This is a genomic window from Streptomyces sp. NPDC047982 (assembly GCF_043204165.1).
Lineage (GTDB): Bacteria > Actinomycetota > Actinomycetes > Streptomycetales > Streptomycetaceae > Streptomyces.
This window is the reverse complement of the sequence record NZ_JBIDBS010000015.1, coordinates 1-12,034: the sequence shown is the minus strand read 5'-3', so window position 1 is coordinate 12,034 and position 12,034 is coordinate 1. Positions and strand designations below refer to the sequence as shown.

At 73.2% G+C, this 12,034-nt stretch carries 10 protein-coding genes and 1 pseudogene; 3 read left to right on the top strand and 8 right to left on the bottom strand.

What is annotated here, in order from left to right:
• Positions 1-106: 106 nt before the first annotated feature.
• The 5 genes from ACGF2V_RS19325 to ACGF2V_RS19305 all read right to left on the bottom strand — a co-directional run bounded on the left by ACGF2V_RS19325 (position 107) and on the right by ACGF2V_RS19305 (position 6,521).
• The gene (locus ACGF2V_RS19325; protein ID WP_362707439.1) at positions 107-913 is read right to left on the bottom strand and encodes a DUF2785 domain-containing protein; all 807 of its coding nucleotides are present in this window, start codon (positions 911-913) and stop codon (positions 107-109) included.
• A 258-nt stretch (positions 914-1,171) separates the two neighbouring features.
• Positions 1,172-2,506, bottom strand: coding sequence for an AAA domain-containing protein (locus tag ACGF2V_RS19320; RefSeq protein ID WP_362625743.1), 1,335 nt, complete (start codon positions 2,504-2,506; stop codon positions 1,172-1,174).
• A 97-nt stretch (positions 2,507-2,603) separates the two neighbouring features.
• Complete coding sequence (locus ACGF2V_RS19315; protein WP_362707442.1) at positions 2,604-4,265, bottom strand: hypothetical protein; 1,662 nt, start codon at positions 4,263-4,265, stop codon at positions 2,604-2,606.
• Positions 4,256-5,614, bottom strand: a complete 1,359-nt coding sequence (locus ACGF2V_RS19310; protein WP_362707445.1) for a hypothetical protein — start codon at positions 5,612-5,614, stop codon at positions 4,256-4,258. The genes ACGF2V_RS19315 and ACGF2V_RS19310 overlap by 10 nt, the downstream gene beginning before the upstream one ends.
• Positions 5,499-6,521 (bottom strand): phosphatase PAP2 family protein, encoded by a 1,023-nt coding sequence (locus ACGF2V_RS19305; protein WP_362625735.1) that lies wholly within the window; start codon positions 6,519-6,521, stop codon positions 5,499-5,501. Before ACGF2V_RS19305 ends, ACGF2V_RS19310 begins: the two co-directional genes overlap by 116 nt.
• Before the next feature lie 349 nt (positions 6,522-6,870).
• Between ACGF2V_RS19305 and ACGF2V_RS19300 the strand changes: the two genes are divergently transcribed.
• A complete protein-coding gene (locus ACGF2V_RS19300; protein ID WP_362625732.1) occupies positions 6,871-7,476 on the top strand; it encodes a histidine phosphatase family protein in 606 nt (201 codons plus the stop codon).
• A 276-nt stretch (positions 7,477-7,752) separates the two neighbouring features.
• Here ACGF2V_RS19300 and ACGF2V_RS19295 read toward each other — a convergent pair whose 3' ends face one another.
• Entirely contained in the window at positions 7,753-9,165 is a 1,413-nt protein-coding gene (locus tag ACGF2V_RS19295; protein ID WP_362707448.1) for a tetratricopeptide repeat protein, read from the bottom strand.
• Between the two features lie 292 nt (positions 9,166-9,457).
• On the opposite strand from ACGF2V_RS19295, the gene ACGF2V_RS19290 reads away from it, so the two are divergent.
• Together ACGF2V_RS19290 and ACGF2V_RS19285 are read left to right on the top strand one after the other, a co-directional pair.
• Positions 9,458-9,907 (top strand): hypothetical protein, encoded by a 450-nt coding sequence (locus tag ACGF2V_RS19290; protein WP_362707450.1) that lies wholly within the window; start codon positions 9,458-9,460, stop codon positions 9,905-9,907.
• Positions 9,908-10,181: 274 nt separating this feature from the next.
• Positions 10,182-11,171 (top strand): spermidine synthase, encoded by a 990-nt coding sequence (locus ACGF2V_RS19285; protein WP_389048653.1) that lies wholly within the window; start codon positions 10,182-10,184, stop codon positions 11,169-11,171.
• Positions 11,172-11,322: 151 nt separating this feature from the next.
• Here the strand turns inward: ACGF2V_RS19285 and ACGF2V_RS19280 are convergent, their stop codons facing one another.
• Both ACGF2V_RS19280 and ACGF2V_RS19275 read right to left on the bottom strand, forming a co-directional pair.
• Positions 11,323-11,886, bottom strand: coding sequence for a hypothetical protein (locus ACGF2V_RS19280; RefSeq protein ID WP_362707455.1), 564 nt, complete (start codon positions 11,884-11,886; stop codon positions 11,323-11,325).
• 48 nt (positions 11,887-11,934) lie between these two features.
• Positions 11,935-12,034, bottom strand: a pseudogene (locus ACGF2V_RS19275) (IS481 family transposase); the annotation flags it as partial.

Genomic DNA, 12,034 nt, shown 5'->3' with positions numbered 1-12,034 from the left:
CGCGCGTGGACTCGCCGGAATCACGAAACCCGGGAGGGGGCTGAGGGGCGGGAGCCCGGAGAGGACGGCTCCGGCGGCGGATCGCCGGTGGCTCACCGCACTCGGCTCACCCCACCGAGCAGGCGGCGTCGAACACGGGCGCCAGAACCTCCGCGAGCCGAGCCTTGAGCGGGCCGGGACGGGCCACCCGCAGAAGCGGACCGCCGTCGCGGCGGGCGGGGAAGCCGGTGTCGGCGAGTACGTACAGGGCCCGGAGCGTACGCATCGTGTGGGAGATGTGGGGCGGGGTCCGTCCGCTGCTCAGGGTGGCGAAGGCGGTCTCGACCGGATCCAGCCAGTCCACGGACGCTCCGGGGGACAGGCGGGGATCGGCCAGGATCCGTGCGAGGGCGCAGGCGAGGCGGTCGTCCTCCTGGTCGCGCAGGACGTGGTCGGTGGGGGCCAGCATCCGCGCCACGGCCAGGTCGAGCATCGCGACCGGCTCGACCTCGGTGTGGGTGCCGAAGGTGCCCAGCAGATCAGCCCCGTGCGCGACCGCGTGGAGCCAGCCCAACTCGGTGTCGTGGCCGCACAGTTCGGCCTCCTTCGGGTACCAGTCGGCGAACGCGTCCAGCCAGGGCCGCCGGAAGTCGCCCCGGCTGACGATCATGTCCAGGACCAGCGGAGCGAACGCGCGCACGTGCAGGTGCGGGTCGGTGAAGCGGGCGGCCATCTCGTCGCCCAGGCGGATCCGTCGCGAGCCGTCGATGACATCGCGGGCGATCCAGGTCCGCAGGACCACGTACGGGACACCGTCGCGCAGCTCCGGATCGGGATTGCGCAGACAGGCGGCGAGCTCGGACACCGCCTCGTCCAGGGTGGTCGCGGAGGGGAGCGCGAAGTCCGTGGCGTACACATGTTCCCAATTGATCACGGGTGGACCCTACGGGGTGCGGGGGCCGAACGCTCCGGATTTACGGCCCCCGGGTGAACCGCGGCTCCCGGCCGGTTCCGTCACTCCCGGCCGGGTCCGTCACTCCCGGCCGGGTCCGTCTCCCGCGGCCGGGTGCCGATTGACACGTCGTGGACGGTGAGGTGCGGATTCTCTCTCATGCTCGCCGTGATCGGTGGCTCGCCCGACACCGTGACGGGGCCCTGGAGTCCTTGTCGGACGCTGGCCGGGCCCGACTGGTCACGGCCGCCAGGACACCCGGTGTTCCGCCAGATGCGACAGCACCGCATGGTTGGCCTCCCAGCCGTCCGGGAACTTCACCGTGACGCCCAACTGCACCGGCTCCGTCGACGGGTGCTCGTCCAGCAACTCCGCGACGCCCGCCCGGCACACCACGACGCAGGCGTGCCGGTGGCGCGAGGCCAGGACGCACAGGCGCCCCGTCTCCAGGTGGAACGCCGTGGCATCCGGGCGGCCGGAGAGCGGGTGCAGCACCACCGTCACGTCGAACTCGCGGCCCTGGAGCCGGTTCGCCGTGTCCACGGCCACGCCGGTCACGCCCAGGTCCGCGAGGGCCGCCCGTACCGCCGCCGCCTGGTCGCGGTGGGCGGTGCCGACGGCGACCCGGTCCGCCGTCACCGGGGCCGGGCCGGGGGAGCGCTCACTCGTCGCCGCCGCGCCCCGGTCGAGGAGTCGGCGGACGACCAGGGCCACCGCCCGTACCGCCTCCGGGTCGGTGCGCGGGGTGTGCCGGGCCGGGAGTTCGAGCAGACCCCAGCCGGACTCCGCGGCCTCGTCCAGCACCCGGTCCGGTGCCGAGCCGTCGGACGCGACCCCGAACGAGAGCCGCCGGTCCCCGTGGTCCGTACCGCTGCGGAACGGCGTGTACGGGTAGAACGCGTCCGAGACCAGCGGCGCGGCCGAGGCCGGCAGCCGCCACGACACCGGCAGCCGGTGCTGCGGAAGCCCGGGATTGTGCGCCAGCAGCGTGGAGACCGCGCTCGCGGACGGGTCGTAGGACAGGCCCGCCCACTGCTCCGCGCCGACGATCGAGAACGGGTCGAGCTGCCCCGGGTCACCGACGAACAGCGCCCGCTCGAACAGACCCGCCACGGCGAGCAGCGCGTCCGAACGCATCTGGTACGCCTCGTCGACGATCGCGTGACCCCACGGCTCCACGTTCTTCACATGCGCCCACTTCGCAGCCGTCGAGATGACGATGTCGAGCCCCGCGAGATCGGCCACCTTGGCGGACTTCCGCACGTTGTCCAGGCCGTCCAGCACCGGGTCGTACGGGTCGGAGTCATTGCTGTGCAGGCGGCCCACCGGCAGATCCGGGTCCTTCTCGGCCAGCCGTACCACCAAGTCGTCGACCTGGGCGTTGGTCTGTGCCACCACCATCAACGGGCGTCCCGCCGCGGCGAGTTCGAGCGCGGCGCGCACCACGAGCGTCGACTTGCCCGCGCCTGGCGGGGAGTCCACCACGATCCCGCGCGACGTACCGCGGAGGGTGTCGGCGAGGATCGCGCCGGTCGCCCGCGCGGCCTGGACGCCCGGGTCGGACGCGGCCGTCACAACAAGTCCTCCATGCTCCCGCGTCACAACAACGTCCTCCGCGTCACAAGGTCTCCTCCGTGCTCCCGCGTCACAAGGTCTTCTCCGTGTTCCCGCCTCACAGCAGGTCATCCGCGGTCACGGGGTCGGGGTGTTCGGCGTGCCCCGCCATCGCGCCCGGCGGCCCGCCGTGCGTCCACGGCGTCTCCTCAGGGTCCGGCAGCTTGGGGCCGCCGCGCGGTTCGTGCTCGAACAGCGTCCAGACGATCCGGTCACCCGGCTCGGGCACCGAACCCGGGGCCGGCTCCTTGCCCCGCCCCATCCGGTCGGTGATCCGCAGCACCAGCGCGGGCGCGTACCCGTCCTCGTTCTCCTCCTCGTGCCCGTTCCCGGTTCCGCCCGCGCTCCCGCCCTCCGGCTCTGCCGCGTACTCCACGAACTCGGCGGTCTGCGGTCTGCCGTCCAGCGAGCGGTACACCTTGACGCGCTCGCCGAGATGGGGACGTTCGTCGGTGCGAACCGTGACCAGCGGGCGCGGGGACGGGCGCTTCGACTCGCTGTACGCCATCACCACCTCCGTCACCTCGCCCACGAACGCCTCACCGGCCAGCCGCCGTCCGGCCAGCACCAGCGGATCGTCCAGTGCCTCCTGCGCCTCCAACTGCGCCTGGGCCGTCTCGCGCGAGGCCAGCTTCTGCGCCGCCGTCACCGCGTCGTCCCGGCGTGGCTGCGGCGGCTCACCGGACCGCACCCGGTCCCGGTGACCGGTGAACGACCAGCGGTCCCGCGTCCAACGCTCCTGCGTCCGATACCCCGCGGGCAGCTCCCGCAACAGGTCGAGCCCCCGCCACACCGCGTCCCATGTCGGCCGCATCACCACGGCCAGCAGCTCCCTGATCTCCCGCTCGGCGGCGGTCAGCCCGGCCAGCCGGGCATCGGCCGCCAGACCGTCCTCGGCCGCCGCGAGCGCGGTGCGCGCCCGGTCGTACCGCTCGATGGCGGGCGCCAGCAGCCGATTGTCGAACGCCGGATCCGTGGCCGGACCGGCCGGCGGGCACAGCAACTGGCCCTCGCCGTCCCGCGCCGACTCCGCGCGCAGCGCCGCCGACGCCCCGGACTCGCCCGCAGGGGCGTCGATCCAAGCCAGCAGCGCGCCCAGATGCTGGTCCTCCAGGCTGCTCTGCCCCGTCGCCCAGTGCCGGTTCAGCAGATCCGTGACGGCGAGCAGCAGCGAGGAACCCGGCACCCGGGCCCGCTCCCCGTAATGCGTCAGCCATCGGCCCAGCAACGGGACACGGGGCGGGGCGGGGTACGGGGTGCCAGGTTCGTCCTCGGCCGTGCGCCGGAACCGCATGGAGCGGCCGAGCAGTCGCACGAAATCGACGCCCGCCCGACTCGGAACGATCAACTGCGGTGCGTCCAAGCACAGTTCGGCCTCGACCTTGGTCCGCTTTCCGGTCGCCGGGTCCGTTTCATTGCGTTCGACGGGCTCGACGACGTCCTCGTACGCCTCGATGTGCGGCAGCACCGCGTCGGCCAGGTCGGCGAGGAACGAGAACCGCAGGTCCCGGTCGCGCGGCTGCGGGACCGCCAGCAGCCGGGGCGCGTCCCGATCGGTGCCGACCAGGGCACCCAACGGGGCGCCCGCCTCACCGGCTGTCGTCAACGGCACCAGGACCAGAGGCCGGTCGGTGAGATGGCGGTGCAGGACCGTCGTCAGCGGCTGCGCCCGGCCGCTCTCCACGGCCTCCAGCCGGGCCAGGGAACTGATCAGCGACATGCCGCACCGCTCTCTTCCCGTACGGCAGCACTGCTCTCCGGGACCGCACGGCTCCCTTCCGGTACGTCCGGGCCGTTCCTTGGTGCTCCCTCGCCGTCGCTCCGTATCGCCGCGCCGCTCCCCGGCGTTCGCACACCACCGTTCCGCACCGCCGCACCGCCCGTCGGGGCCGCCCCGACGCACTCCAGCGCCTCCGCGCGCAGCGCCGCCGCGCGTCTGAGGGCCGCGACCGTCGGATCCACCGGATCGCCCTCCTTGCCCGCGGCGGCGGCCAACACCGCGCCGACCGTGGTCAGCCCGCCGAGCTCGCCGCGCACGCTGCGCCCCAGCGCCTCCACCGCGCCCGCCGCACGGGCCTTCGCCCGGCAGTGGAAGGCCAGTTCGCACGCGGACAGGCACTCGGGTGCGTACGCGGCGCCGACCGACTCGAGCGCCGCGTCCAACTCCCGCGCCGAGCACGCCGGGTCGAAGGTCGTACCCTCCGGCAGCGCCGCGGCGATGTCCTCGATCCGGGTCAGCCTGGTCAGCTGGCGCCTCGTGACCGCGCGCTGCTTGCGGACGTCGACGACCGACGCGGTGGGCAGGTTGGAGAAGTCCTTCGGGCAGACCAGCAGCACCCGGTAACCGGCCTCGGCGCCCTCGGTCAGCTTCGCGAGCCGCTCCAGCGCCAGCACGTAGACGGCGGACTGCCGGGCCGCCGCCCCGACTTTCGCCGCGTCCGCGGAGCCGTCGATCATGGGGAAGGACTTGATCTCGATGACCGTCCAGGTGCCGTCGGGGTGCACCACCACCGCGTCCGGCTCCAGATGGACCGGGGAGCCCGCCACGTCCAGGGTCAGCATCGGGTGGTGCAGCAGCGCCCAGCGGCCGGCCACGGTCGCCTCCCGCAGCGCGAGCGCCGTCCGCGCGGAGCGGCCCTCGGGACCGGCCGCGGCCAGATCGGGCACCAGCACCTCGGCGGGTGCCGGGCCGCCGCCGCCGAGGTGCTCGTACAGCAGCCGCATCAGCTCCGTACCGCCGTCGGCCTTGACCTTGGCCTCGAAGGAGTTGCCCCGGACGAGAGCGAACTGCGACTGCCCGAACGGTGCCGGTGAACCGAGCGCCTCGGCCAGCGCCGCCTTGTCCACCCCGGCGCCGTCCAGCAGGGCGCGGCGTCGGCAGCCGGGGTTGGCGGCGAGGGCGGCCAGCGCACGGGCGTCCAGCGGACGTGGCGCGACCTCCGGGCCGCGCAGTTCAGCGAGCCGCTGCCGAAGCGTCGTCCCCCGCCGCTCGCGCTCCCGCTCGTGCGGCGGCGTCGGCCCGGGGGACGGGGCGGGCCGGGCCACCCGTGGCGCCCGCCGTTCCGGCATGGGTGGAGTCTGCGGAGGCGGTCCGCTGGCCAGGGATTCGCTCACCCGCCGAAGTCTCGCATCCGACACTGACAATCGCGGAGTCCGTACCGGCAATCGTGGACTCCGTGGCCCTCGCGGCCGGTGCGAACCGCGGGAAGCGGGTGGTGAGCCGGGCCCCGACCCGGTCGGTGACACGCATCACCGGGGTGGTGAGCAGTGCCCCGACACCCATCACGGCGGCGCCCGCCACCGCGTCGAGGAGGTAGTGGTTGGCCGTGCCCATCACCACGAGCGTGGTGACCAGGGGGTACGCGACGGCGGCGGCCCGGACGAGCGGATGCCGGGCGTGACGCCACAGCAGGATCCCGCACCAGAGCGCCCAGCCGACGTGCAGGCTGGGCATCGCCGCGTACTGGTTCGTCATTCCGCCCAGACCGCGCGGTGCGCTCGCCTCGGCGCCCCACCACCCGTACGAGCTGTACTGCGCCATCGTGTCGACGAAGCCGTGCGCGGCGTCCAGCAGCCGGGGCGGGCAGGTCGGCATCAGCGTGAAGCCAATGAGGCCGAGGACGGTGGACGTCATCAGCCACGTGCGGGCCCTGCGGTACAGGTCCTCGCGGCGGCGGAAGAGCCATACCAGGACGGCCGGGGTGAGCAGGTAGTGCAGCGAGGCGTACAGGAAGTCGGACGGTATGCCGAGGGCGGGGTGGGCGGTGAACAGACGGTTGAGCGGGTGCTCGGCGTTGATGTGGAGCGTTTTCTCCAGGCGCAGGATGGCCAGGCCGTTGTCGACGGCCGTGGAAACGTCACCGCGCGCCAGGAGCCGGCCCGCCGAGTAGGCCGCGTACACCAGGGCCAGCAGAGGCAACTCGGTCCACCAACGGGGCCGCGGGCGAGGCACGGGCGCGGTGCTGGCATGCTGCATCCGGTTGCTCTCCATCATGTGTTCAGGCGGCCGACGGCGGACGTTCAACCGTCGGGCGCGGGTCGGCCGCGATTCCCCCCGGGGCGCCTGCGGGCCCCTGTGTGCATGCGGATTCTTCTGCGCAGAGAGGGACGTCCGTTCCGCCCCGGGGGTTGCCTTCCGGGGCGGTGCGCGATGATGGACGACCAGAAGATCCGCGTCGGCTCAATGTCGAGTCGAAGCCGGGCCCATGTCGAGGGGGCGTTGAGCCGATGTCGACTCCTCTTCGACTCGTTTTCGCCTTGATCTTGGGCCTCTGGCACCGTCTCAGGGAGTTGGCCCCAGATCTCATTTCAGGGAGAGAGCCGTCATGGCACCGCGTATGCTGCTCGCCCGGCACGGCCGGACGGAATGGTCCGTCAAGGGCAATCACACCGGCAGGACGGACATTCCGCTGCTCGACTCCGGCCGGGTCGGTGCCAAGCTGCTCGGCGAACGGCTGCACGGCGGACCGTGGGCGGAACTGCCGGGGCTCGAAGTGCGCACCAGCCCCTTGCTGCGGGCCAGGGAGACCTGCGACATCGCGGGTTTCGCGGACCGGGCCGAGCCGTGGGACGCGCTTTTGGAGTGGGACTACGGGGCGTACGAGGGGATGACCCCGGCGCAGATCAAGGCGATTCGGCCCGACTGGTTCATCTGGCGCGACGGGGTGCCCGAGGGGGAGACCTTGGCCGAGCTGTCCGCACGCGCCGACCGGATCGTCGAGTGGGCCCGCTCGGCCGACCGCGACGTGCTGGTCTTCGCCCACGGCCACATCCTGCGGGCGCTGGGCGCGCGGTGGCTCGGCGAGGACGTGTCGTTCGCGGCGCGCATCAGGCTCGACCCGACGTCCCTGTCGGTGCTGGGGTGGGCGTACGGGGCGCCCGCGGTGGAGCGCTGGAACGACACGGGCCACCTGGAGCGTACGGAGCGGTAGCCCGGGGCCGGGCCCTTGGGGTTCTCGCTGCCCCTCGGGATGCTCCTGCCTCTCCGGGCACTCCCGCTCCTTCCGGTACTCCTGCCTCCCCGGACACTCTCGCTCCTACGGGCACTCCTGCCTTTCCGGCGTCCCCTGAACCCTCGGGTGTTTCCGCAGGTCTCCCGCGGGCGCTTCCTCGGGCCTCTCCCGGATTTCTCCGGATCCGCCAGGGCCTTCTTCCGCCGCTTCGGCTGCCCTTCGGGTGTCGTCGGTCCCCGGGGCCTGGCTTGATCTTCAACCTCGGGGCCTTTGAACCCCTCGGGCCGCCGCCGTGGAGACCCCCGACACGGCCGCGTACCGTTCCAGGAATCCCCGTACCCCGTCCGCGTCCCGCCGCGGGGCGAGCGCCTGTGTCGTGCCCGCCAGCATCGTCCGGATGCGCGAGGACCGGACGCTGTCCAGCAGGTCCAGCACCCGGTGGCCCGCCGTCGCCGCTTCCTCGGTACGGCCGGCCCGGGCGAGGTCCCAGGCCAGTTCGGCCCGGTACAGCGCCAGGTTCCGGGTGAAGTGCGGGTCCTGGAGCCGGATCGCCCGCCGCGCGTGAAGGGCCGCCCGCGTCCAGTCGCCCAGCGCCGACCAGCACTGCGCCTCCAGCATTTCCAGTTCCGCCTCCCGAAAGAACGTCATCCACTCCGGATCGGCGTCACACGGCCCGCGGTCGAACGCGGTACGGGCCCGGCCGATCGCCCGTTCGCAGCCCGTCCGGTCCCCGAGTCCGGCCCGCCCGCCCGCCTCCCGCAGCGCGAGCAGGGCCAACAGCCGCGGGGAGCCCAGCGGCCGCGCCGCCCGCTGGGCGGCCTCGGCGGCGCGCACGGACTCGCGGGGCCGCCCCGTGTCCCTGGCCAGGAACGACGCGTTACAGAACGCGTGCGCCTCCAGCGCCGCGTCGCCGGCCACCCGCGCCGTGGCGAGCGCCTCCGCGTAGTGCGAGCGGGCGTCCTCGAACCGGCCGGAGTCATGGGCCAGCCAGCCCACCGAGATGGCCAGTTCGCCCGCCCCGGCGTGGAGCCGGTCGGCGGTGGAGCGTCTGGCGGCGGACCCGGAGTCGAGCAGCGCGTACGCCGCCCGCAACGGCCGGGACGCGTCGCGGTACAGTCCGTCGCCGCCGTGGCGGTCGTCGAGCAGCCGGATCCGTCGGACCGCGCTCTCCACGGCACTGACCTCGGTCTCGCCGACCCGGTGCCGGTCGGGCTCGGTGGCCCCGGCGGCGGGCGCGCCGCCGAGACCGAGACCCAGGGAGGCGGCCGCCAGCACGGTGGTGGTGCCGCTCGTCATGAATACGCGACGCAGCACGTCGCTCTCCTCGTCGGTGCAGTTGTGGAACACAGGGGCTTCGCTGTGGAACACAGGGGGTGAGGGGATTTCGGTGGTGGCCCGCGCGCCCCGGCCGCGTACCGACTCGCGCGGTGAGAAGCCCAGGTCCGCCAGGGACATCCCGGGGAACATGTGCAGGAAGACCCGCTCGTACGCGTAGTTGGGACAGCGGATCTCGCCGGACTCCACGCGTCCGATGTACCGGGCGTCGCACGCGACCCGTTCGCCGATCTCGCGGGCGGATCTGCGTACCGCGGCGGCGAACTCCCCGGCGGAGCGCTGTCCGCGCAGCCGCCGGAAGGCGAGGTTGGGAACTGCCCCTGTCGACACCATGGACCAGGACCTCTCTCTGCAGCCGGGTTCCTGCTTCCGGTGCCCCGGTGTGTCCCGGCGGTGCACGAACGTACCGGCTGTGACCGGTCACACAGGGAGTGTTTGCTGATAAAAGGGGCATCTCGCCCTTGATCTGCCATGAACTGCCACTCATTGCGGCGGCGTGGCGCCGTAGCCCTTGACGCGTTCGGCGCGTTGGTCCCTGCGGAAGACGGAATCCGGCTGCGCCCGGTGAGGAGATCCGGCGGTGATGCGGCCAGTGATGAGATCCGGCGATGAGAGGAGAGGTCCCTTGTTGCATCTCGGCACGGAGACCGGCTTGCGGACGACTGCGACGACCCCGGCCGCGACGGATGCCACGGCACCCGACGCGTCCACGGAGATCCACGACGCAGAACCCTGCGATCTGGTGACCGTTCCGGCCCGTCAGGGACTGGAGGCAGTGGACATCCTGCGCCGGGGCGCCGACCAGGAGGCCGTGGGCCCGGTCCTGCACGACGGCGCCTGTGACACCCTCGGCTTCCTGGTGCCGCCGGGCACGGCCGAGGCGTGGGACGTCCCGGGCAGTGCCTGTACGCCGAGCGACGGCCGCGGTTTGAGGGTCCCCGCCGAGCTTCCGACGGGCGACGGTGGCTGGCTGCTGCCGCCGGGGGACGACGCCCCCGTCACCGACCCGGCCGTGCTGCGGGCCGCCCTCGACCAGGCGGCCCGGCTGATCGAGGCGGCCGACAACTGCCGCTGACCGCGGTCCGCGCCGCCCGTGTCCTGTGGGTCTCGACGGACCTCCTTGCTGCGGGGGCATCCTCACGACGCGGCGTCTCACGACGGGTCGTCCGGGACCGCGGGTCGCCTCACCACGGGTCGGTCCGGGACGGCGGGGGTCGTCTCACGACGGGCTGTCCGGGAACACGGGCCGTCCGGTACAGGCGCCCATAATGGGTCGGTTGCCGGGTTCCCCGGCGCGGCCGGTCGCGTACCGGTCCGGAGCGATGAGCGGTGAGCAGGCACGAGCGACAGTGGCACGTCGAGGAAAGCCGAGCGGGGGCGCGAGCGCGCGCACACGATCCGGCCGCAAGGCCGACAGCGGTACCGAGCACGAGTCCGGTCGCGGGGCCGGCCGCGCGACCGGGCGAGGACCCGGAAGCAGCGGACGCGGTGGACGCGGTGGACGTGGCGCGGAGACCGTCGCCGAGCCCGTGGACGGCGGTCTCGCCGAGTTCGTGCCCGACCGGGAGCGCCCGCGCGCCTGGACGCTGACGCTCGACGGCGCCCCCCAGTCCCACGTGGACCTCGACGACCCCACCTACCTGTCCTTCGAGTACCAGCGCAGGATCGGCCACATAGCGGACCTCGCCGCACCGCCCGGGCAGCCCCTGCACGTCGTGCACCTGGGCGGCGGCGCCTTCACCCTGGCGCGCTACATCGCCGCGACCCGGCCGCGTTCCACCCAGCAGATCGTCGAGGTGGACGCCGCGCTCGTCCGACTGGTGCGCCGGGAGCTGCCGTTGGACCCGCAGGCCAGGATCCGGGTGCGTACCGCCGATGCTCGCGCCGGGCTCGGAAAGATCCAGGACGGCTGGGCGGATCTGGTCATCGCGGACGTCTTCAGCGGCGCCCGCACCCCGGCGCACCTCACCAGTACGGAATTCCTCGCCGAGGTGCGCCGGGTCCTGAAGCCCGGCGGGAGTTACGTGGCCAACCTCGCCGACGGGCCGCCCCTGGCCCATCTGCGCGGCCAGATCGCCACCGCGGCCGCCGTCTTCCCCGAACTGGCGCTCGCCGCCGACCCGGCCGTCTGGCGCGGCCGTCGCTTCGGCAACGCCGTACTGCTCGCCTCGGACCTGCCGCCGAAGCTCGCGGAACTGACCCGCCGGGTAGCGACCGATCCGCACCCCGGACGCGTCGAACACGGTCGGGCGCTCGCCGACTTCACCGGCGGCGCGGCGGCGGTGTCCGACGCGGACGCCAGACCCTCCCCGGCTCCACCGCCGTCGGCGTTCGGCTGACACCGACCGTGCCCGCTCAGCGCGGCCGTGCTCGTTCACCGGCGGAGCCCCGCGCACCGGCGGCGTCCGCGGCCCCGGATATCGATGGCCCCGGAATCGGATGGCCTGGGACGGCTCCGAAGAGCTGCCCCAGCGCCTCTCCAAGCGGGACCTACGCCCTGACATCAACTCTGGGCAGCTCCGCCGGAATGCGGCCGGTGGCCACCCAGGACCTGATGACCGGCTCCGCGGGCGATCCGAAGGCGCCCGCCAGCAGGACGTGCAGCAGGAGCCCGGCGGCCGTCGCGAACAGCACCGGGGAGGACTCCTGGTCGTAGCCTGCCCGGTCGATCACCAGCCGTCCGGCTGGTAGCGCCCCACTGTCGAGATCTGCGTGCAGGCCGGCCTCCGCAGCATGATCCAGCCCTTCGGGCAGGCCCGGCAGCAGCGCACCGCACAGCAGCCCCTGCTGTGGCGTGGGCCGGACCGTCTCCCAGTGCCTGACCCGCCAGGCCAGCCGGTCCCCTTCTCCCGGAACGAACTCGCCACCCACCAGAGCCCTGAACCGCGCACCGCCATGGTCCTGCTGCAGTTCCAGGACCGCGCGGGACCGGACGCCCGTGGTGACCGGGCGTGCGAGGGCCAGCCCGCTGACGTGGCGCTTGCCCAGAAGGCTGAACTCACGGCAGTCGTCGTCGACTGCCGCGCTTCGGCCGGACGTCCTCAGCACAAACACGCAGAGCTCCTCCGTTTCGTGCAAGACCAACGGTACGTTCGCCCCGCCCTAGCTGTACTGCCCTGTGAGGTTGGGGACGCGGCTGGCGGGTGGTTTGCCTTTCAGCGCGGTGTGTCCGCGGTGGTGATTGTAGGTGTGCAGCCAGTCG